This is a genomic window from Okeania sp. KiyG1, from assembly GCF_014132355.1.
GTDB lineage: Bacteria > Cyanobacteriota > Cyanobacteriia > Cyanobacteriales > Microcoleaceae > Okeania.
The window spans coordinates 92,084-114,441 of record NZ_BLZO01000091.1; the positions used below are offsets into that span (position 1 = coordinate 92,084).

At 35.3% G+C, this 22,358-nt stretch carries 17 protein-coding genes and 1 tRNA gene; 10 read left to right on the top strand and 8 right to left on the bottom strand.

All coding sequences use genetic code 11. The annotated features are described in order from the left end of the window. Positions 1 to 154: 154 nt before the first annotated feature. Positions 155 to 613, bottom strand: a complete 459-nt coding sequence (locus SAGCYANO_RS21140; RefSeq protein WP_202221866.1) for a hypothetical protein — start codon at positions 611 to 613, stop codon at positions 155 to 157. A gap of 36 nt (positions 614 to 649) precedes the next feature. Continuing rightward, the gene (locus SAGCYANO_RS21145) at positions 650 to 1,363 is read right to left on the bottom strand and encodes a hypothetical protein (protein ID WP_237396455.1); all 714 of its coding nucleotides are present in this window, start codon (positions 1,361 to 1,363) and stop codon (positions 650 to 652) included. 587 nt (positions 1,364 to 1,950) lie between these two features. On the opposite strand from SAGCYANO_RS21145, the gene SAGCYANO_RS21150 reads away from it, so the two are divergent. The 7 genes from SAGCYANO_RS21150 (at position 1,951) to SAGCYANO_RS21175 (ending at position 9,268) form a co-directional block, all read left to right on the top strand. Then, positions 1,951 to 3,447: a bifunctional orotidine-5'-phosphate decarboxylase/orotate phosphoribosyltransferase gene (locus SAGCYANO_RS21150; RefSeq protein ID WP_202221867.1), complete on the top strand. Its 1,497-nt coding sequence runs from the start codon at positions 1,951 to 1,953 to the stop codon at positions 3,445 to 3,447. 450 nt (positions 3,448 to 3,897) lie between these two features. Next, positions 3,898 to 4,833, top strand: coding sequence for a hypothetical protein (locus SAGCYANO_RS21155; RefSeq protein ID WP_202221868.1), 936 nt, complete (start codon positions 3,898 to 3,900; stop codon positions 4,831 to 4,833). Between the two features lie 553 nt (positions 4,834 to 5,386). Beyond that, positions 5,387 to 6,190: a pantothenate kinase gene (locus tag SAGCYANO_RS21160; RefSeq protein ID WP_202221869.1), complete on the top strand. Its 804-nt coding sequence runs from the start codon at positions 5,387 to 5,389 to the stop codon at positions 6,188 to 6,190. A gap of 412 nt (positions 6,191 to 6,602) precedes the next feature. Then, entirely contained in the window at positions 6,603 to 6,863 is a 261-nt protein-coding gene (locus SAGCYANO_RS45175) for a hypothetical protein (RefSeq protein ID WP_237396457.1), read from the top strand. A gap of 161 nt (positions 6,864 to 7,024) precedes the next feature. Further along, positions 7,025 to 7,471, top strand: coding sequence for a DUF4231 domain-containing protein (locus tag SAGCYANO_RS45180; protein WP_237396488.1), 447 nt, complete (start codon positions 7,025 to 7,027; stop codon positions 7,469 to 7,471). Positions 7,472 to 7,542: 71 nt separating this feature from the next. Then, positions 7,543 to 8,970: an S-layer homology domain-containing protein gene (locus SAGCYANO_RS21170; RefSeq protein ID WP_202221870.1), complete on the top strand. Its 1,428-nt coding sequence runs from the start codon at positions 7,543 to 7,545 to the stop codon at positions 8,968 to 8,970. Positions 8,971 to 9,195: 225 nt separating this feature from the next. After that, a tRNA-Glu gene (locus SAGCYANO_RS21175) sits at positions 9,196 to 9,268 on the top strand. A gap of 628 nt (positions 9,269 to 9,896) precedes the next feature. Here SAGCYANO_RS21175 and SAGCYANO_RS21180 read toward each other — a convergent pair. From SAGCYANO_RS21180 to SAGCYANO_RS21200, 5 genes are all read right to left on the bottom strand, one after another. Further along, the gene (locus tag SAGCYANO_RS21180; RefSeq protein ID WP_307785947.1) at positions 9,897 to 10,319 is read right to left on the bottom strand and encodes a phosphate-starvation-inducible PsiE family protein; all 423 of its coding nucleotides are present in this window, start codon (positions 10,317 to 10,319) and stop codon (positions 9,897 to 9,899) included. A gap of 158 nt (positions 10,320 to 10,477) precedes the next feature. Then, positions 10,478 to 10,693, bottom strand: a complete 216-nt coding sequence (locus tag SAGCYANO_RS21185; RefSeq protein WP_202221871.1) for a hypothetical protein — start codon at positions 10,691 to 10,693, stop codon at positions 10,478 to 10,480. Between the two features lie 412 nt (positions 10,694 to 11,105). Continuing rightward, on the bottom strand, positions 11,106 to 12,146 hold the full coding sequence (locus tag SAGCYANO_RS21190) for a HAMP domain-containing sensor histidine kinase (protein WP_237396458.1): 1,041 nt from the start codon (positions 12,144 to 12,146) through the stop codon (positions 11,106 to 11,108). A 93-nt stretch (positions 12,147 to 12,239) separates the two neighbouring features. Continuing rightward, positions 12,240 to 13,064 (bottom strand): cache domain-containing protein, encoded by an 825-nt coding sequence (locus tag SAGCYANO_RS21195; protein ID WP_202221873.1) that lies wholly within the window; start codon positions 13,062 to 13,064, stop codon positions 12,240 to 12,242. A 446-nt stretch (positions 13,065 to 13,510) separates the two neighbouring features. Further along, complete coding sequence (locus SAGCYANO_RS21200) at positions 13,511 to 16,954, bottom strand: ATP-binding protein (protein WP_202221874.1); 3,444 nt, start codon at positions 16,952 to 16,954, stop codon at positions 13,511 to 13,513. A 1,504-nt stretch (positions 16,955 to 18,458) separates the two neighbouring features. Between SAGCYANO_RS21200 and SAGCYANO_RS21205 the strand changes: the two genes are divergently transcribed. The 3 genes from SAGCYANO_RS21205 (at position 18,459) to SAGCYANO_RS21215 (ending at position 20,534) form a co-directional block, all read left to right on the top strand. Next, entirely contained in the window at positions 18,459 to 19,385 is a 927-nt protein-coding gene (locus SAGCYANO_RS21205; RefSeq protein ID WP_202221875.1) for an NAD-dependent epimerase/dehydratase family protein, read from the top strand. A gap of 465 nt (positions 19,386 to 19,850) precedes the next feature. Then, positions 19,851 to 20,183, top strand: coding sequence for a hypothetical protein (locus SAGCYANO_RS21210; RefSeq protein WP_202221876.1), 333 nt, complete (start codon positions 19,851 to 19,853; stop codon positions 20,181 to 20,183). A gap of 90 nt (positions 20,184 to 20,273) precedes the next feature. Continuing rightward, the gene (locus tag SAGCYANO_RS21215) at positions 20,274 to 20,534 is read left to right on the top strand and encodes a hypothetical protein (RefSeq protein WP_237396460.1); all 261 of its coding nucleotides are present in this window, start codon (positions 20,274 to 20,276) and stop codon (positions 20,532 to 20,534) included. A 605-nt stretch (positions 20,535 to 21,139) separates the two neighbouring features. On the opposite strand, the gene SAGCYANO_RS21220 is transcribed toward SAGCYANO_RS21215, so the two are convergent. Then, the gene (locus SAGCYANO_RS21220) at positions 21,140 to 22,195 is read right to left on the bottom strand and encodes an LD-carboxypeptidase (protein ID WP_237396462.1); all 1,056 of its coding nucleotides are present in this window, start codon (positions 22,193 to 22,195) and stop codon (positions 21,140 to 21,142) included. Positions 22,196 to 22,358: the final 163 nt, after the last annotated feature.

Sequence of the window (22,358 nt, forward strand, 5' to 3'; positions counted from 1 at the left end):
CTCTGTTGCCTGTTGCCTGTTGCCTAAAAGTGATAAATTTTTGGCTTTATTCACGCATTGAGATGCACCCGAACCAATAAAAGATGTGGTCAAGTTTCCAATGGATAATTGATAGTTAGAGATAGTTTTTATTATTCATTATCAATTATTCCTGTTATTCAAAAATATTATCTAATTTCTCTAGCAATTCTTCAGCTAACTCCAAAAGTTCAATTCCATCATCTTCATTTTTATCGCTTATATCTCGGTTATTACTACCCACACTAAAACCACCAGCTAATAAATTTTTTACAGCAAAGATACGTTCATGCTCATCAGAAATTTGCCACATTTTTTCTAATTCTGAAGCTATTTCTGATGTTGATTTTTCTCTTAATCTTTCCCTCACTCTTACTGATACTAAATCATCACTTTCGAGAAGAATAATTATAGAGTCAACATAAGTATTATCATCCCAATTTTCTAACCAATCTCCATCAATATCTTCCACATAAAAGTCTGCTGCATCTAAGCCATAATTTAAAATATCAGCTTGTAATTTTCGAGATGATTCTAATAGATTAGTCAACTCTGCTAATTTTTCTTCGGGAGAATTTTTTTGGTTTGTCGTCATATTATTAATATTTTTCCTCAGTCGATCTACATTCAGTTACAAATTACACTTTAAATAATTACCTTTCTGGAGATTGTCGCTGTTATCTAATATGGTTTTGACCAATTCATTTTGAAAATATTTTCTACCTGGATTATAGCTTAAAAAAAGTCCTCTGTCAATTTCCCAAAATACTAGAGTATCTTGCCACTCTTCTGCTTTATCTTTAGCAAATTTTTTAGATAAACTTGTAAGTTGAATACATAAGGGTTTCTCTTGACTACCACTAACAATAATATCTGTTGCCATTGACAAATCAACAATATAGCGTTGTAAAGCTGTGCCTTGATTAAGTTCAATTTGATTAGCGATCGCCTGAATTATTTCCCTATCTTCCTGAGTAAACTTTCCTGACATTAGTTTTTGTTTCCAAATATAAAATTTAGGGTCTTTTTCTTGTAGCCATTTTGGGAATAATTCTTTATGCCAATATTGTTCTGTCGGGGTCATTTTCTGATAGTAAAATTCTCGCTCAATTTCCTTTGGGATAGATTTAAGAATTAGGAAAATTTTAGAATCTTGAATAAGCTGTTTCAAAAAAAGCATCACAAACTTTTTAGCTGTCAAAGTACCAGGTTTTAAATGTTTAATCCATTGATTTACTTCATTTAATCTTTTTGCAAAATCTGAATCTACTGAAGATGCTTCCTGAATCAAAGATTTTAATTGTGCCTTTATCTCCTTAGCTTGCAAAATAGAGATTCCCTCCATAGATTATTATTGATTAACTGTTAAGGTATAATTCAACAATTAATAATTAATAATTAATAATTAATAATTACCTCTCCTTGAAAAAAAGAGGATTGACTCAAAGGAAAAAATTTTTTTTCTCTTGGTCGATTGGATATAGCGACGAAACTTCGCCATCCCACCCTTCGGGAAGCTGCGCTAACGACCGCTTTATCCCCTTGAAAGGGGAGGCTTTATACCACAATTTTTCGGTAATAGTAGGAAACTTACCCACTAAGTACCTAAATTTTAATAATAGGTAGTATAAATGTAAGCATTTCCTAGGTCATGCTGCGTAAACAGCCGTCAGTTATCAGTCAGCCTCCTACGGAGGAACTGCGTTAACAGCTATTACTTCTTTTTAGTTCTAGATAAAAGCTTTACTAATTGAGTGAGAATTAAATTTTACTATAAAAGCTGACTGAAACAGTCTATATATTAAAATCCTCTCATAAGAGCTGAGATCTGACAGCTAATAGCTGTTTGCTTAGGTATAAATTAAGTAATAAATTATCATACTATCATATAATTTTAAATAATTACAGCACTTGGAATCAGAAGAAACCATTATGAATTTTTTTGACAAACTGCTAAATAGTATAGAACGTAATCAAAGTTTACTTTATCTAGAATTAGACCCAGACCCAGAAAGTTTACCTAAAGAAGCTGCCCAGCACAATATTCCAGTAAAATCTTTATTTGCTAACCCTCCAGAAAAAGATAATCAAGAATTAATTCAATATTGGCGGGAATGGCTCTATTTTTTAATAACTCAAACAGAAAAATATGTATGTGCTTATAAACTTTCTCTAGGCTATTATCAATCTTTAGGGATACCAGGTTTAGAACTACTTCAGCAAACCATAAAAACTATTCCTTCTGAAATTCCAATTATTTTAGATGCGAAACACGGCGACCTCAATACAAGTACGGTATTTGCGAGGACTATTTTTCAAGATTTACAAGTAGATGCTTGTACAATTTCACCTTACACTGGTCTCGATTTAGTTACACCTTTTTTACTTTATCCAGGCAAAACAGTTTTCCTACTTTGTGCTACAGCAAATTCTTCAGCAGCAGTATTACAAGAATACCCAAATCAAGAGGAACCTCTTTATTTCAAATTAGTAGAAGAAGCTCAAAGTTGGGGAACTATTGAACAGCTAGGTTTAGAAGTAGGAGTAATGCCGGATATTCTCGCTATAATCAGAAAAATTGCTCCAGAAAGACTAATACTAATTCAGGGAGATATAGCGGAAGAAAATGATATTGCTAACCCTGAAGAATTAGCTCAACTTTTAGCTGCTGGTTTGAATATTAATGGTGAAGGATTATTATTACCAATCCCACCAAAATTATTTGGCGCAGTACATCCTAATCAAGAAATTGAATCCTTAAGAGATAGGATTAATGAACAACGTCTACAGGTAGTTGAAGGTAGTCCGACCTGTGAATTGTGGTTGCCAGATGTTTGTTTTTTAAAGCATGAACCACACCGGGATTTAATCTTACAACTTTACGATATTGGCTGTATTATTTTTGGCGACCATGTACAAGCATCGGGGGCGACTTTTCCTTATTATATAGACTTACGAAAAATCATTTCTATTCCTCAAATATTCCATAAAATTGTCACTGCTTATGCAGAGATTCTCAAAGAGTTAGAATTTGATAGAATTGCAGGTATTCCTTATGGTTCATTACCTACTGCAACAGGTTTAGCTTTACGTCTAGAACGTCCGATGATATTTCCTCGGAAAGAGGTGAAAGCTCATGGCACTGGTCGATTAATTGAGGGACATTTTCAGCCAGGGGAAAAAATTGTTGTTGTGGATGATATTATGATTAGCGGTAATAGTGTAATGAAGGGAGCAGATAAACTTAAATCAGTGGGATTAAATGTAGAAGATATTGTTGTTTTTATTGACCATGAACGGGGTGTGAAAGATAAGTTACAAGCAAATGGATATAAGAGTTATTCAGTATTGACTTTGACAGAAATTGCTCAAACTTTATATGAGTCTAACAAGATTAATTCCGAACAATTTGATATTCTGAAAAAGTAAGCATTTAGCTATTAGCATTTCCTAGGTCATGCTCCGCAAACAGCTATTCCTAGGTCATGCTGCGCAAACAGCTTTTTAATGAATGAAGCAAGCATTTGCTTAACTTATACTACATTTTTAAACAAAGAATTGAAGCACAAAAACAACGAGCTAAAATTGTTCACTAATACCAGTTTTATATGAGGTTGCATAGAATTATGAAATTCATTAAATTGATCTATCTCTATCTACTCCTTTCTGCGGTCAATTATGCTTTAAATATTATTCTATGCAGCGTCATTTCAATTTTTTATAAAGATAATAAAGCTGATAGCTGTTAACGTTTGCGTAGCATGACCTAGGAAAGTTCCGACCATAGGAGGCTAGCTGACTGCTGTTTGCGCAGCATTCCGCAGGAAATGCTTACCTGAAAAATAATCATTAATATAGCCAATATTTTAGATCATCACTATGAAAAACTTTGTTTTAGCAGTATTTATTAGTAGTTTTGTCTCTGTCTTTCATATACAATTCCAGCCTGCTCTAGCTAATCGAATTACCAGAGCTGATTATAACAATTTAAAAATTGGTATGACCTATCAAGAAGTTAAGCAAATATTGGGAAGAGGAGGTGAAGTTTATACAGAATATAATAGTCCGACAATTGAAGAATTTGGTGTAGCATATCGCTGGCTAAATAATGATAATACAGGTATAGTTGCCATATTTAATTCAGAGAATAAACTGATTAAACTATCTGCTCAAAATTTGAACGCGACTAACTTCGGAGTTAATCGAAAACCTCCTGTAGTTACCAGTACAGATTTTGAAAATATTAAAGTTGGGATGACTTACGATGAAGTGAGAGAAATTATTGGTAATGAAGGAATAAAACAACCAACAAGAGATAATCCTTTAACTAATGCTAATACTGTTACATATAATTGGGTTAATCCAGATGGTACAAGCATGAATATAATTTTTGATTCTAATCAGAAAGTGGTTACTATTCGGACTAAAAATATGAATACTTATAATTTTGGTAATCCTTTCTGGAATCAACCTAAACCAGTTTATTCAATTACCCGACAAAAATATGAAAGATTGCAGTTAGGGATGACATACCGAGAAATAAGAAATATTCTTGGAGCAGAGGGAGAAATAGACCCCGAATTTGACTCAGAAGCTTTTGTACAATCAAGAGAAGCAAGGGAAATGCAAATTAATAATACTCTTGGTAGAGAACAAGAAGTTACATCAGATGAGACACAAGCAGAAAATCAAATTAAGGGTGCTTATGAATGGAAAAATCCTGATGATACAGGTATAAAAGTAGTCTTTAATATGCAAGACCGAGCAGTTGCCATATATACTTCTGGTTTAGATGTAGGACTTCCTTACAAATAGACATCTCCAGCAAAAGAGGGAGTAGGGACGTTGCATGCAACGTCCGTACAGGGAAATAATTGATAATTTGTTTGGGATAATTGATTTTATTCTTTATTAATTAGAGATGTCTAATACTGAAAAATTAACCGAAAAATTGTGGTTTAAAGCCTCCCCCTTTTAAGGAGATAATAAAGAAAAATTTTCATGATTAGTCAATCCTCTTCTTTTAAAGGATAGGTAATTGTTAATTATTAATTATTAATTATTAATTCTGTAAGCATTCAGCTATTAGCATTTCCTAAGTCATGCTCCGCAAACAGCTTTTCCTGCGGAATGCTACGCAAACAGATTTTGAACCTAATAACTTACTAAAGTTAGCTAATGACCTTTTTATTTCCTGCGGAATGCTACGCAAACATAAGTTTTAATTCTCTTTGGAGACTAATTTATCCTTCGGTGTAATAGTAAGTTCATAACTCATAGCTGTTAACGAAGTTCCGACCATAGGAGGCTAGCTGATAGCTGATGGCTGAATGCTTACTTAATTATTAATTGTTGAATAGATTTCTATATGTCTGAAAATCAAGAATGGCTCGGTTTAATGATTGGAAATACCCGGTTACACTGGGGATATTTTGTAGGTGCAATACTTCAGAAAACCTGGGATATAGACCGTATTCAAGAATTGGAAAATCAGGGAAATATTAATGAAGAAACAGAAGTAATAAAACTACTCAAAAGTACATTAGAAACTCAGAATATAAAATTAAATCATCAGATGCCTTTATTAATAGCATCAGTAGTTCCTCAACAAACAACACTTTGGCAAACTTATCCTTGGTCTGATATGATTACTTTAGAAAAACTGCCACTGCAAGGACTTTATCCTACCTTGGGAATAGATAGAGCTTTAGCAGTTTTAGGTGCAGGCACAAAGTTTGGTTGGCCTGTGCTAGTAATAGATGTTGGTACAGCAATTACTTTTACTGGTGCTGATGTCCAAAAAAAAATAGTGGGAGGGTCTATTTTACCAGGGTTAAGGTTGCAATTATCATCTTTGATAACAGGAACAGCTATGTTACCTTTGGTTGAGATACCAGTAGAGTTACCTCCACGGTGGGCAACAGAAACAACAACAGCCATTCAAAGTGGGGTAATATATACAGTATTGGCAGGAATGCAAAATTATATTGTCGCCTGGCAAGAAGAATTTCCTGAAGGAAAAATAGCGTTGACAGGAGGCGATCGCACCTTATTATTAACTCATTTCACAAAACTTTTTCCTGAGTTAGGTGCAACTATCATTGATGCACCGGAAGTAATTTTTTGGGGTATGGCAAAAATTTGGCATCAAATATCTCAAGTCAAAATATAAAAATAAATATAATTAATTGCCCCCGGACTCAAGTCACGGGGATTATAAGTAGATACTACGCAACAGGATAAATCCGTGTTGCTTCGTTTATTCGAGCGCTGACCAAAGATATATTCTTCGGGGACAATTTCCGCGGTGCCCCTACACAGTCGGCTAAGGCCAATACCTAGGGTTCTGCTTACTTTTTATTGATAAAAATAGCACAGGACAACTAAAGTTGTCTAGTTTAAACGACTCCCTTGTTTTCATCCCCCGGTTAAAACACCTATGCTTTCAACGTCGCTTTTCGGTAATTTGCTTGGTAAAGTAATATATTAAGAATAGATTAAGGTAATTCTGTCCTTACTTTCTCATTAGCCAGAGAATATTTTAGTCCACTTATCAAATCACAAATCAAAGGAATAAACAGAATATGACAAGTTCGGAAACCCTAGATTCTCAGTTAAACATCAAGGCCGATAATTATAAATCTCCACCATCCAGTCCTGGCATCTTATCATTTTTGAGAATACTTGAATATCTATCTTTTGCCACGGCTATTGGCTCAGGAATTGGTATTTTTTTATTTTCAGATCAGATAAAATTGCCGATAGTTTTAGTAGTTTCTATTGCTCTGTTTATTTTTTTGTATCTCCTAAATCAGCAATTACAAATCAACTACACTAAAAAATAAAGGATTCTAATCTACTTAAAAAAGCAACCTTATACGGTAATGTTTTACAACTAGAAAATTCTCCAGAAAATATTCAGATAACTCAAGAAGTAGAAAAAGCTTTACGTTATACTCAAGAGTTAATAGACGATTACAAAAAGACCAGACAAAAAGCTAGAAATATCTACTATATTTTGCAGTTAGGCACAATAATTTTTTCGGGAGTTACCCCAATTTTAGTCCTTGTTGATAAATTAGAAACTGGTCAGGCTTGGTTAAAATGGTTACCTGTAATTTGTCCAGCGATCGCTTCTATAGTTGCTAGTGTTGTAACTTCATTTCCTTTCCAAGAAAATTGGATTTCTGCTAATCGAGTTGTGGAACTCCTAGAAGCAGAACAGGAGAAATTTATCTTAGGGGCAAATGTATCTTATAGAATTTATGATGTAGAAGATACAACTGAACGTGGCAAAAAAGCTAGAAATTCTATAGCTAATTTTATTACCAAGGTAAATACTATTCATCTCAAACAAGTAGAAGGACAGGAATCATCACAACAAGAAGAGAAAAAGGAAGAAAAAAACAACTTATCTGCTGAACAGGCAAAATCCTTGTTAAAGAATACCTGAAAAATATAGTTTTGAGAAATCTTGGGAGGAAACAAAAACCTCCCTGAAAAATAGCAACTAAATTTATATTAATGAATATGTTATTAAATAGACCTTCTATATTTACCAGCTTAACTATTTGTTTATTAATGTCAGTCAGTGCTTGTGCAAATAATCCCGCAAGTAAAGAGCTAGAAAAAGTTTTTGCAGCAGACCCCCAGTTAAAAAATAACCCTCCTTTTAACCAATTAATTCAAACCCCCACTCAAAACAACCAACAACCCCAACAACCAACACAAATTCCGGCTAATTTTCCCTCAGAAATATCTCCATATCCCAACTCCCAATTAATTGAAAAATCCGAACAAGAGCAAAAAACAGTTTGGAGTAGCTCAGACCCTACTAACGTAGTCCAAAACTTTTATCAAAAAGAATTTCGAGACAAGAATTGGGAAATTATTAGCAAACCTACCGAAGAGGGTAGTGGATCTCTGGTAGCAGAAAAAAATGATTTGCAAGTAGAGATATCCCTTAAACCAAGCCAAGCACCAGGAATAGCAACAGAATATGAGATAGACTATCAACCCAAGAATGAAGAAACGACTAATGTCCCCTCGCCCCCTGTTATCCCAGTCGATCCATCAACTACCCAGCTAGAAACTCAGCCATCTCCCAATTTCCCAACATCACCCCAAGCATTACCTATTTCTGAGCCATCTCCAACTGCATCATTACCGACACCTTTGCCCACTCCCGGAGTAGCCGCATTACCGACTCCCACACAATTCCCCCCCGGTGGCATACCCCCAGTGCCCACCCCAACTTATCCAGAGTCCCCTGTCTTGAAAAAAGCTCTCAGAGATGTGCCTTCAGGATTACGCAAATACATAGCAGATTTGTCCAAACTGGGAGTATTTCAGCAGCCACAGCCCCAAAATCAAGATAATCCAGATGCTACTACTCTTTTAGTCGATCCTCAGAATATTGTCACTAGGCGGGAATATGTTCGGTGGTTGGTGAATACTAATAATAAGATTTTTACTAATAATTCTGCCAAACAAATTCGATTAGCAGGGGTCAATGAAGTGCCAATTTTTGAAGATGTCCCGAAAACTGACCCAGACTTTGCGATAATTCAAGGTTTGGCAGAAGCTGGTTTAATTCCTAGTCCTTTGTCTGGAGATATTAATGTAGTTAAATTTCGTCCAAATGATTTTTTAACCCGTGAGGATTTGATTCTTTGGAAAGTACCTCTAGATTTTCGCAAGTCATTGCCAGAGGCTACAGTAGAGAAAGTTAAAGAAGCTTGGGATTTTCAAGATGCTTCTAGGATTGATCCTGCTGCTTTGAGAGCTATATTGGCAGATGCTGAGAATGATTTTTCTAATATTAGGCGGGTTTTTGGTTATACTAGGTTATTTAGGCCAGATAAAACAGTGAGTCGGGCTGAGGCTGCTGCTGTTTTATGGTATTTTGGAGATGCCAAAGAAGGGATATCGGCCCAGATGGCTTTACCTTAAATTTGGTAAGTTGCACAGTGGCGAATGATTTGAGATTTTTGATGAACAGGATTTTGGATTTGAGAATTGCTAGAATGATTAATATTAGGTTTTTTTTTAGTCAAAATCTAAACCAATTTTTTGCAGTATCATTCGATAATGTGCAACCCCGAAAATTTTTTTTCATACCCCTTGACATTTATTGAGGAATTCGCTAAGTTAGTAAGAGTGAAAAGAGACAAGCAAGCCCCCATCGTCTAGAGGCCTAGGACACCTCCCTTTCACGGAGGCGACAGGGATTCGAATTCCCTTGGGGGTATTTTCAATAATTAATAACTAATAATTAATAATTAATAATTAGGGCTTGGTGATTAAATCTGAAAGTATTGACTGATAAAAGGTCAAGCCATTGTATGTGTTCTAACAGTGCCAGTTTTTTACCCTCAATAGCTCATGCATGTCAGGATTTTGGCAGACAACAGCGGAACAATTGGGGGACAATTGTTCCAACTACATCTTCTGTAATCCACCATTTCTCCTGACTACTGACTACTACGAAGAGCAAAAAGACTTTTGAGCGCAAACCCTAATTAGGGCTTGGTGATTAAATCTAAAAGTATTGGCAGATAAAGGTTGAGCGCATTTTTTGGTCTAAAAAAGTGCCAGCTTTTCAGCTCAAAAAGCTCATGCATGCTAGTATTTTGGGACAATTATGGCAGAAAAATCATTCTTACAATTCTTACTCCTACCTCTTCGCTCATTCCCATTTCTTCCCCTCCTGGGAGGAGGGGCGAGGGGTGGGTTGTCTCCTACCCTCACCCATAAGACTTTTTGCTGCAAACCCTAATTATTAATTATTAATTGTTGAAAGCTCCCTATTCCCGATTTAAGTAGCGCTATATTAATGATTAGATGGTCTATTTTTTTGCGATCGAATAATCCAGAAACTAATGGATAGAGAAATAATAGCAAATCCTAATCCGATTAAATCTTCTCCTGTTTTTATCAATATCAAAAATAATAATTTTCCTAGCTACAGCAATTAAAGAAGTAGCAATTACTAACTCTACTTGAAAGGTATGCTTGCGGAGATAAGCAGTAACATTTTCTAAAATTTCTAGGGCAATTAAAATATTTAAAAATAGTCCAAATATTTCAAATAATGTATCTTTAAATAAAGGATTAGATGTAAAAACAAGTCGTTGATAGATAAAAACTACTACGTCAAAGACAGCAAAAAGAATTACACCTATCAATGCTAAAGATAAAATTTTAGATACTATGACTTCTATACTTTCAATTAATGTCAAAAAAATCTCTTCTTTTTCAGGAAGAAAAATATTCTTGAGAGTTTTCAGTAAATTCTTCATTTTTATATTTAATTATACTATTGAAATCAATTTTGGCTAAAAATTAGTATTCTTTATTCCCAATTTCCGACCGTTACAGTTTGGCAAGATTATTCGATAAATGGGTCTGAGGAGCTTGAGTTCGGATTTGAAAACTGAGAGAATGTTATTTTTTGTTTTTAACTTTTTGAGTATGGAACATTCTCTTTTCCTTCTGTTGTTTGAATATCATTAACATTGTTTTGACTAGCAGCAATAATCAAAGAACTTACTCCAACAAAAACTATTATTCCTACCAAGGCAGCGATTGATAATTTTTTGATTAAAGGAGGTAATTCGGAGGTATTAGGTACTCCTGAATCTTGTTCTGGTAAATTATCAGAATTAAATGGCATATTTTCACTCTAGATTTTAGTTTTGCCTAATTAGAATAAGATTATATCAAGTTGGTAATTAGTTATATAGCAGTGGAAGAAAAGAGTACGGACATATCAACAACTTGCAGAGTATTCGGTGGTTTATGAAGTACGGTAGGAAGCAGGGACCTTGCATGCAAGGTCCCTACAGAGTAGGGATTAGGAAAGAATATAGTTTTTCCAAAAAAAAACCATATCTACTCCCCTACTCCCCTACTCCCTACTCCCCTACTCCCCTACTCCCCTACTCCCTACTCCCCTACTCCCCTACTCCCTACTCCCCTACTCCCCTACTCCCCTACTCCCCAGCTCCCCTACTCCCCAGCTCAAGATAGGGGTTGAAAAGTTTTTGATAAATGGTATTAGCTACGATCGCCACTTTCGGTATCCCCTATTCCGTAGTTTTGAGAGTCATGGGTACAGAGATAGAAACTTTAGTACCTTGATTTTTTCCAGCACTTTCTAAAGTAATATTACCTCCCATCAATTCCATCAAACTACGAGAAATTGATAACCCCAAACCACAACCATTATAGGAACGAGTAGTCGAACCATCTACCATTACAAAAGATTGAAATAGTTTATACTGTTCGCTTGGTTCTACCCCAATTCCTGTATCTTTAATAGTTACTACTACAATGGGTACTTGGTCTATATCATAAGTATTAAGACTTGGTTTAATCTTAGCGTCAATAGTAATACTACCAGTTTCTGTAAATTTAATTGCATTATCAAGAATATTTAAGAATACTTGCTTCAGCTTATTGGGGTCAGCTTCTACAGATATGGATTTAGAGATATTGGATGTATATAGTTGCAGATTTTTTTGTTGAATTATAGATTGCTGAGAATCAATGATTTCATTTAAACAATCAGACAAATTTACTGACTTTTTGTTGACCGGAAATTTGCCTTGTTTAATTTGCACCAAATCTAAAAGTTCATTAATTAGATTTAGTAAATGAATAGCAGATTTATCTGCTTGATTTAATAATTCTATTTCTTCTTCTTGACTATCACAAAAGCCATCAAGAATTAATTTTATAGAACAAATGATACTATTGAGTGGAGTCCTCAGTTCATGGGAAATATTTTTCATAAATTCATCCTTAAACCGATCTGCCTGTTGTAAAGCAGAATTTTTGTTCTCCAATTCAACAAATGATTTTTGTAATTGTTCGGTCATTTGATTAAATGCCTGAGCTAATATTGCTAGTTCTTCAATAGGAACTTCTTTGACTCTTTGTTCCCATTTTCCAATAGAGACAGAAGTTGCTGCTTGCTTTAATTTTTTTACTGGTTTAATAATCAGTTCACAACTGAATAAACCAAAAATAATTGCTATTATTAATGCGATCGAACATAGAGCAATAGTAATTCGAGTATTTGCATGAATACGTTCTGTAAAATCTGCTTCGGGAATTACTACCAAAATCAACCAATCTAAGCCATATTTATCGCTAAAAGGTACAACTTGTAAAAATTGTTGTTGACCATTAATATCAAAGTTCAGTAATAAATTGCTTTAGATTTGATTGAGGTCCTCAAACCTGTCTTTCAGATGTTGGCTGGCGGAATTAACTAAAGGATCGTTACTGTTGAAAGCGTCAATTAATTCTAGATTCCCATTGTTTTTAATAAAAGATTCAGAAGTGGCGGAACTAGCTATTAATTGTCCATAACGATTTAAAATGAAAGCTTCCCCAGATTTACTAATTTTCAGCTGTTTGAGAAAGTCATGAAGTTGAGAAAGAGTGAGAGTAGCAGAGACTAAGGCGATCGCATTATTATCATTATTAACGACAGGTTGAGTTGCCATAATTTCTACTCTTTCATCAATGAGGGATTTAAACATCTCACCCCAACCTGCTTTACCTGTAGCTATGCCATCTTGATACCATGGTCGCAGACGAAAGTCGTATTCTGGAACTACTTTTGTAAGATTAGTCCGCACCCCTTGAGCGTTGGTAGCATATTCCTGTAGTTCTCCTTCTGTAGATTCGTCTGTAATGATGATATTAAATTTATTATTATCTTGGCGACTGACTGCGATCATAGATCCTGATGTAGATGTAATACCAATGACACCAATGGAATCAAAAGATTGAATTTGTTGCCATAAATGACGCTCTACATCATTAATTTCTTGAAGATTAAGTTGATTAAGACGAATAGCATTTACATTCAGTTGATTAACCAAGTGAGGAGTATCTAGAAAAATATTCAGTTTCTGCTGAATACGAGCTGTAATTTCGTCTTGTAACTGATTAGCTAGGTCCTTGATAGCGCGCTTACCATTTGTAAATGAAAGATATCCCACTAATCCTACTGTTGCTATGATTTGCAGCACAAATGGGACAATTACTATGAATCGTAAGGGGAGTTTTGGTGAGGGTTGGCAAAATAAAGGGTTTAGTGGTAACTTTGGCATGATAGCGATCGCTAATTTCTTCAATTATACAGATACAATTTGCTCAAGTTTTTGATTATTGGGCGTTGGTGATTTGAGGTATGATATCATGTCTGGATTAGAGAGAGATAGAACTCCGTTCCGCTTACAGGTTTTAGGTGCGGAATGCTGCGCTTGACCTGTGGCGCAGCGTTAACGTGCGTTGTGCGCCAGTTAAACAAAAAATTTATCCTGACTATTCCTCTTTTTTCTTCTTTCTTCCCTCCAGGGAGAGGTTAGGGGTGGGTTGACTTCCCTTCCCCTCCACGGTCGGGGGAGGGGCGAGGGGTGGGTTGACTGCTAAGTAATGCGCGATTAATATCATACACGCTATTGAGCAACGCCGATTATTTTTGATTCCAGATTGTAACTCCTTGCCAGTTTGTAGGTATACCCTCTGATAAAAAATTATTAACTCGTTCTAAATAAATTTCCGCCACTTTATCATTTGGATTTACTGTTAATACTTTCTGGAAATATTCCTTTGCCATGGTAAATTCTTGTTGTTGATAATGTAAAACTCCTTGGGAAAAATTGAGTTGAACTTTTCTTTTCAAGTTTAGCAAATATTCGGTTTCTCCATCCATAACTTCATAAATTTTAATGGGATGATTCCGCCCTTTTACCTGGACTAGATCTAAAAATCTAATTTGATATTGATTTGCATCTACTAAATTATCAAATACTGCTTCACTAATAATGATAGAAACGCCATAAATTTTTGTTAATCCTTCTAAACGAGAAGCTAAGTTTACACTATCTGAAAAAGCATCACCTTGCATTCTTGCTTCTTCTCCTACTATACCTACCATCATTTGTCCAAAGTGAATACCGATGCCAATGGAAATGGGTTTATAACCTTGATTTTTCCTAATAATATTGTATTCTGCAACTTCTTTGATTTTAGCAATACCTGCCTTGACACCATCATCTGCTCCATTGGGAAATACAGCCATCATTCCATCTCCTAAATATTTAACTATAAATCCAGAATTATCTCTAATTTTTGGACTGACACGCCCTAAATATGAATTAACAAAGTTAAAGTTTTCTTGGGGTGTCATTGTTTCTGAAAGAGCGGTAAAGGAGCGAATATCAGAAAACATTACTGCCATTTTTTTACTGACATGATTACCTAATTCCACGTCAATTATAGAGTCTTTTTTGAGGAACTTGAGAAATTCGTAAGGCACAAATCTACTATAAGAACTGTTGATTTGAGATAGTCTCAAATGAGTTTTTAGTCTAGCATTTAGTTCATTTTTAGAAATTGGTTTAGTCAGATAATCATTAGCACCAACATTTAATCCTTCTACTAAATCGTAAACTTGATTTTTAGCAGTTAACATTAGAATTGGTAGCTCACTAGGCAAGAAATTTTGTCGTAATTTTTGTGTAACTTCATAACCAGTCATTTTTGGCATCATTACGTCTAATAAAACTAGATCGGGCTGAAAACCTTGTTCAATTATTTTCAAAGCCTCTATACCATTTATTGCTTGAACTATGGAATAATTTTCGAGGGATAAAATATTGACGAGTACCTGTAAATTTACTGGTTCATCATCGACAATCATAATTTTAAACTTTTTGTCGGTTTCTAGTGATTTGATAGCATCATCTTTTGACTCTTCTTGAATCACAATTTCTTCTTCTGTTTCTTCAGTTATAGCTAGATTATTAGCATCTGTAAATTTTGATATATAGGAATTATTACTAATAGCAATTTCTGTAGATATTGGCAGAGTAAAAGTAAATTGAGAACCTATGTCAATTTGAGATTTAACCCAAATATTTCCTCCGTGTAATTCCACCAGTTTTTTAGTAACTGCTAAACCTAAACCAGTACCTCCATATTCACGAGCTGTAGAACCATCAGCTTGTTCAAATGATTCAAATATTCTGTCTAGTTTATCTTCTGCAATACCAATACCAGTATCAGAAATAGTAATTGCTAATTGTTGGTTTTGGAGGATTGGATGCTGACTATTGAACTGCGAATTTTGTTGTCGGTCGATAATCTCTACCGATATCTCTACTTTTCCAGTATCTGTAAATTTAATCCCATTACCAATCAGGTTATATAAAATTTGATGCAGGCGATTTTCATCAGCATAAACCGCAGGTAAATCAACAGGAATAGAATTAATTAACTCTAAATTTTTAGAACCTATTAAAGATTGACAAAGAGTGACAACTACTTCTGTTATTTCTCTGATGCCTACAGGTTTTAACTGCAACTCCAGATTTTGATGTTTTAATTTAGAAAAATCAAGAATATCATTGACCAAATCTGTAAGTCTATGACCACTTTGAGCAATCATTAATAAGTTTTTTTGCTGTGTTTTTGATAATTTTCCTGTTGCTCCATCTAACATTGATTCAGCAATTCCAATCATTCCATTCAGAGGAGTACGAAGTTCGTGAGATGTATTTGCCAAAAATTCATCTTTAAGTTTATCTAATCTTTGTAAATCAGAATTTTTAGCTTCTAAGGTACTAAATGATTCTTGTAATTGCACAGCCATTGTATTAAATGAATTGGCTAATTCTCCTAGTTCGTCAGAGTGTTTAATATCTACTTTTTGTTGCCAATTTCCTTCAGCAAAATTCTTAGCTGCTTTGTTTAAACTAATAATTGGTATAATTACCCATCTAGAGGTTAAAATTCCACCAAGTATTGCTAATCCTAAAGCTACTAACCATAATAAAATTGTATTGCGTCTTTGAATATTAATTTCCTCCATAAAATCTGCTTCTGGAACTACTACTACAATAATCCAGTCAATACCTAAACCGTATGTTACAGGTTTGATTTCTAGGAAGTGACGTTGATTATTAAATTCAAAACTTAGCTGTTGACTTTGATTTATTTTAGTCAGGCCAAAGAAGGTTTTTTGTAAGTATTGAGCTGAAGCTTGAATTATAGGTACACTACTTTCTAATGCTGGCAGTCGTTGTAAATTTTGTTCATTATCTGTAGTCATAAATAGCTCTTCTGAAGTGGATGTGGCTACTATTAATCCAGAGCGTTCGACAATAAATACTTTTCCTGATTTACCTATTTTTAGCTTGCTTAAAAATTGACTGATTTTATCAAGAGTTAAATGTACATTAAGTATACCTTGACGAATACCTTTTTCATCATAATAAGGTAACCCATTAGAAATACCAAAATTTACAGTGGAACCATTTCCATCTATCCAAGGATAAATTTTACTCCAGGTAGGATTTCCTGCTTCAATAACAGCTTGATACCAAGGTCTATTTCTGGGGTCGTATGGAAAACTTTTAATTGGTGGTTGGATAATATTTCCCTGTTGATTGATAGTATATTGTTCTATATTTCCTGCTGTTAAATAATCGCTAATTCCTAATTGTAAGCTTCGATCTTCTAATCTAAATAACCATACTGTTTCTCCTTTTGTAGAGCCAAAACTAATACTACTAATATTTGGAAATAGTTGCATTTGTTTGACTAAATATGGTTGCCAATCCCAGAGATTTTCTACATCTAAATTCTTGAGACGAATAGCATCTCTATTAACTTGATTAATCAAAGGAGAAATTGCTAGGTAGTTTTCTAAATGTTCATCAACACGAGTTGTCACTCCATTTAGTAATTGACTAGCAACATTATTGACTGCTTTTTGTCCGTTGCGTAATGAAAGCCATCCGGTCAAACCTACAGCAAACATTATTTGCAGCACAATAGGTAATACAAAAACTTTGCGTAGGGAAGCTTTTCGATATTTATTTTTATTTGAATTATCTAAATATTGAGTAGACATAAGTAAATTAACCCTGAGATTGCTATGACTTTTAAATTGTCGAAACAAAAATTAAAATGCTATACTTAGAATAGCAATTTTTAAATTAATTTGATACGTTTATAGATAATTTCATTGAATTGCCTTTAATCATTTTGAAGAAGGAAGAATTCAAGAATTAAGAATTTAAAGTTAAGAATTTAGAATTACCTCTTCTTATAAACTTAAGAGGATTGGATAAAAGGATTTTTTCTTCTCTTGGTCGATTGGATATGGCGAGGAAACCCGCTCTTATCAGAGCCGCTCCGCTGTTAGCGTTTGCGGTAGCATTCCGGAACGGAAAGCTTTGCGGTAGCAAACGCCATCCCACCCTACGGGAAGCTCCGCTAACGACCGCTTTTTCTCCATGAATGGAGAGGCTTTATACCTGAATTTTTCGGTAACAAGTAAGAAGGAAGAATAAAAAAGTGGATGGGGTGGGTTTGTAGACAGGAAGTGCCTGGTCGTTGACTATCCCCAACCAATTGTAGGCACCGCAAGTGACGGTGGGGTATTAAACCCATAAAGAAAAAGATAAATATGAATTTATAACTCTAGTTATAGGTTCTTCCATTTTCCATCCTCCCTATTCCTTAAAATTTAATATAGCAATATGATTTTAGTTGTGAGATATTGGATACTGTTGTTTTAGGTATGGAGGGAATAGGGAATAGAGAACAGGGAAGAAACGAATACATAAGAATTAAGATAACTGCTATATTCTATGCTTGAAAGTAATACCTCAATTCTCATATCTGATTCCTGATTGCTATATTTATCTGGAATTTCAGTATTATTAGACATCTCCTCCAAAACAGAGAGTAGGGACCCACCCTCGCCCCTCCCCTCCCAGGAGACAGGACTGTTTCAAAGTATTGTAGATTAAGGATGAGCGGGAGAATGGGAGTAATGGAGATAGTGGAACAGTGAAATTTGCCAAAATTTGCCGATTTTGAGCGCCAATAAGCGTCTTTAAGCTCTAAGAGAATATTTGGTTCAACGCCGCTTAAAAGCCTTCATCCCCGTGTCTGGTGTGTCTGGTGTGTCCCCGTGTCTATCAAGAATGAAACAGCCCTACTCCCAGGAGGGGAAAAGGGGGTAGGGGGTAAGGGGAAATAATTGATAATTTATGTGGGATAATTGATTTGATTTTTTATTATTGGAGATGTCTCTTGGCTTAAACGTTTTGAGGGATTTAATCAAGTTATATCATGTCCGGTAGCATCGGTATTGTATAGTGAAGCAAGGAAGAAAGAAGAAAGAAGAGGGAAGAGGGAAGAAGGCTTAAAAGTGTGAAAAAACGTAAATTTCCTGTAGATATTCACCCTTGATTTTACACAAACGCGCCCCAGCGGACATGATATTAAAACATCAAAAATCAAGGTTGTTTATGTCCCTAAAACTAATCATGGAATTTAATTTTTGACTTTTGGTTTAGTAAATGGGTATGATGAAATAATTTAGTTGTTGGCGAACAAGAGGAAAAATGCGAATACTGATTATGGGTGGGACTCGATTTATTGGAGTCTATTTAACTAAAATTCTAGTAGAACAAGGACATGAAGTGGTACTATTTAACCGTGGTAATAAACCAAGTCCAGTGCCAGAAGTTAAAGAAATTCATGGCGATCGCACGGATGCTACTCAACTTAAAGAAAAATTAGCATCGGAAAAATTTGATGCTATTTTTGATAATAACGGACGAAAATTAACTGATACAAAACCTTTAGCTGAAATCTTCAAAGACCAGGTACAACATTTCATTTATATGAGTTCTGCGGGGGTTTATTTAAAGTCTGACCAAATGCCTCATATTGAAGGAGATGCTATAGACCCAAAAAGTCGTCATTTAGGTAAATATGAAACAGAAACAGAATTAACAAATCAAGGTTTACCCTGGACTTCAATTCGCCCTACTTATATTTATGGACCACAAAACTATAACGATCTAGAAGCATGGTTTTTTGACAGAATTGTACGCGATCGCCCGATTCCTATTCCGGGAAATGGACTTCATATTACTCAATTAGGTCATGTCAAAGATTTAGCAATGGCAATGGCAAATGTATTAGGAAATGACAAAGCAATTGGACAAATTTATAATGTTTCTGGAGAGCGTTATGTCACTTTTGATGGTTTAGCTCGTGCTTGTGCTGAAGCTGCGGGAAAATCTCCTGATTCTATTAAGTTAGTACATTACGACCCGAAACAATTTGACTTTGGAAAAAAGAAAGCCTTTCCATTACGAACTCAACATTTCTTTGCCAGTATAAATAAGGCAATGACAGAATTAAATTGGCAGCCAAAATTTGATTTAGTTTCTGGGTTAAAAGATTCATTTGAAAATGATTTTATCGCCTCTGGTCGTGACAAAAAAGAAGTAGATTTTTCAATTGATGATGAAATTTTATAGTGTGTAGCGCTAGGGAATAGGGAACAGTTTTCATTAATGGATAATGGATAATTACCTCTGCTTAAAACCGTTACGGAATTGAATATAAGGAAGTATTATTTCTTCTCTTGGTCGATTGGTTGATTGGATATGGCGAGGTCTTCTTGCCATCCCTCGACCGCTTTTTTCCCCTTGAAAGGGGAGGCTATTAACGAAGTCAGAAGTTAGAAGTCAGAAGTCAGAAGTTATTTTTGTAACGGGGATTTAAGCCCCGCTCCAAAAATATTACACCTTAAAAGGCGGGGTTTTAGACCCATGTTATTTTGATAAAGCTGAATTATTTAATTAATAATTATTAATTATTCGGTAAAAACATTTCCGGATTTGGTGAATCAACATAAGAATTAAGATACAGCACATTCCATTTTTAGGTAACCCATCGCGGACAAGATGCCCGCACTACATACATTACAGAGGATAAATTCAATGAACTTTGATATTTTTGAGGAGGAATATTATCTACAACAATATCCAGGTATTAATGCAGCAATTACTCAAGGTTTAGTAACATCAGGATTAGATCATTTTCAACGTTATGGTTTAACAGAAGGACGCACAAAAGTTTCCCATTACTATGACGAAACAACCTACTTAGAAAATAATCCTGATGTAGCCAATATTCTACAAACAAACATATTCGCGTCAGGACTAGAACATTTCATTAATTATGGTTATGAAGAGGGACGCAACAATACAAGTCCTGACTATGATGAAACTTTTTACCTACAAAAATATAATGATGTAGCATCACAGATATAAACAGGTACTTATGTAAGTGGATTTTCTCATTTTATCCAAGTTGGTAGTATAGAAAATTTGCAGACTACCAGTTTTGTAGATTCATTCTATTTGGGACAAAATTCTGGTGTAGCTGAGGCAGTTAATAACGGTGTTTTTCCCACAGGTCAAGCTCACTATAGAGAATATGGGCAATTTGAACAACGCTCTGCACGTTTTACTGGTACTCCCGGTAGCGATGTAATTTTGGGATATGGGGAAGGAGAGAAAGACATTTATGGCGTTGGTGTAACTCCCAGACCCAGTTTTTTAAGTTTGCCAGGTCCTGACTTCAATAATGACGACGTTAATGGTAGTATATGCGATAATTAGAAAGAAATTCCCAGAGGCATTTACTGCCGAGGGAATAGTGAGCTGCGCCGAGAGCGCCAGTATTGGTTAATCCAATATCAAGATATTAAGCTCAGATCGATTTTCTACAGTTTAGTTCGTACGGTGAAGGATTTGCGTTAATTCAAAATTTCGATCCATCTGATGGAGATACAATAAAACTTATCATAGGTAGTTCTGATTTTGATTTGGTAGTGGACTGACACAGCTAAAACTATGCATTAGATTATTGGTGCGGGGGCGGGTTTACCAGGTCCTGGGTAAAACCATTAACTTAACGCGGAACCCGCCCCTACTACTGTACATTAGATTATTGATGCGGGGGCGGGTTTACCAGGTCCTGGGTAAAACCATTAACTTAACGCGGAACCCGCCCCTACTATTGCACCATTTTAGGCGTGTCACGCCAGTAGGGTGTGTTAGCGGCAGCGTAACTGAGTAAGTTATGATAATATCTGTTGAGAATTTTTAAAATTACTTCAACAGGACTTACACAGAACTAGCATATCTAGTAGGGGGAAATGGCATTTGCCCTCTACAGATTATCCGGACATAATATAAGTCCTGTATTTATCAATCTCCATTCCCTAAACCACCGCAGTTTCTAACATTTTAATCGTACCGCGATCGCTATCTATCTCCACTTCTACTCCCAATGGTACTGTAAATTTATCCCGAATATGACCGATCGCCGTACCATACCAAGCAGGAATACCTAGAGGTCGAATACGGTCTACCAAAACTTGCCATAAAGTTAACGTGGGAAAATTATCCTCCTCATCCAGACATCTAGTACATTGCGCAAATACAAAACCCTCCAACTGCTGCAAAATGCCAGCTAAACTCAAATGAGTCAACATCCGGTCTACCCGATAAATATCTTCTCTTATTTCCTCCACAAACAAAATTTTCCCTCGCCAGTCTGGCAAAAAATTAGACCCCACCATCGCTGTTAATACAGACAAGTTTCCCCCCACAAGTTGCCCCTGTGCTTTTCCACTCGTAATAGTTTCCACAATATTCGTGGGAGGTTGCAAGGTCATCGCCTTTCCTTCAAACAGTATACTTTTGAGATAACCCACAGAAAATTTATTCCAGTAAGATGTACCAAAGGGACCGTGAAATGTCACCAGACCACTGCGTGCGTATATTGCCAATAACAGAGCAGTAATATCACTGTAACCAATGATAATTTTGGGATTTTTCCGAATTAAGTCATAGTCTAATAATGGCAAGATGCGACTACTACCCCAACCACCTGTAGTTGTTACTAATGCTTTTACTTCGTCATCCGCAAACATAGCATTAATATCTGCTGCGCGGTCTATATCTTTACCTGCTAAATATCCATAGCGATCGAGAACGTGGGTGCCAACTTTTACTTTTAATTTTTGTTGCCCTAAAACCAAATTGACGTATTTGAGTTGATTTTTATAAATCATAGTGGCAGGACTAACTACTGCTACGGTATCGCCTACTTTGAGACGGGGTGGTTTGAGGATAGGTTGGGGGGATACTGCTGAAGCAACCCGGAGCGATCGCTTATTTATCGCAGCGAGTTGAGTTGTCAATAAACTTAGACCTAGAAATTTTAAAAAGTAACGGCGATCGCTCATAAATATTGCAGCAGGAATAAAAAACATAATTTTCTTGATGATATTCTATAGTAATATCCTGTTTGCTTAATTAGCGAAGTAGATGGTAGGTTTCATTAATGGATAATGGATCATGGATAATGGATAATGGATAATTACTTCTGGTTAAAACCGTTACGGAATTGAATATAAGGAAATATGGCGTTGCTGA

Coding starts and splice junctions, on each gene's coding strand:
- SAGCYANO_RS21140 (WP_202221866.1), bottom strand. CDS start 613: ATGACGACAAACCAAAAAAATTCTCCCGAAGAAAAATTAGCAGAGTTG.
- SAGCYANO_RS21145 (WP_237396455.1), bottom strand. CDS start 1,363: ATGGAGGGAATCTCTATTTTGCAAGCTAAGGAGATAAAGGCACAATTA.
- SAGCYANO_RS21150 (WP_202221867.1), top strand. CDS start 1,951: ATGAATTTTTTTGACAAACTGCTAAATAGTATAGAACGTAATCAAAGT.
- SAGCYANO_RS21155 (WP_202221868.1), top strand. CDS start 3,898: ATGAAAAACTTTGTTTTAGCAGTATTTATTAGTAGTTTTGTCTCTGTC.
- SAGCYANO_RS21160 (WP_202221869.1), top strand. CDS start 5,387: ATGTCTGAAAATCAAGAATGGCTCGGTTTAATGATTGGAAATACCCGG.
- SAGCYANO_RS45175 (WP_237396457.1), top strand. CDS start 6,603: ATGACAAGTTCGGAAACCCTAGATTCTCAGTTAAACATCAAGGCCGAT.
- SAGCYANO_RS21170 (WP_202221870.1), top strand. CDS start 7,543: ATGAATATGTTATTAAATAGACCTTCTATATTTACCAGCTTAACTATT.
- SAGCYANO_RS21180 (WP_307785947.1), bottom strand. CDS start 10,319: ATGAAGAATTTACTGAAAACTCTCAAGAATATTTTTCTTCCTGAAAAA.
- SAGCYANO_RS21185 (WP_202221871.1), bottom strand. CDS start 10,693: ATGCCATTTAATTCTGATAATTTACCAGAACAAGATTCAGGAGTACCT.
- SAGCYANO_RS21200 (WP_202221874.1), bottom strand. CDS start 16,954: ATGTCTACTCAATATTTAGATAATTCAAATAAAAATAAATATCGAAAA.
- SAGCYANO_RS21205 (WP_202221875.1), top strand. CDS start 18,459: ATGCGAATACTGATTATGGGTGGGACTCGATTTATTGGAGTCTATTTA.
- SAGCYANO_RS21210 (WP_202221876.1), top strand. CDS start 19,851: ATGAACTTTGATATTTTTGAGGAGGAATATTATCTACAACAATATCCA.
- SAGCYANO_RS21220 (WP_237396462.1), bottom strand. CDS start 22,195: ATGTTTTTTATTCCTGCTGCAATATTTATGAGCGATCGCCGTTACTTT.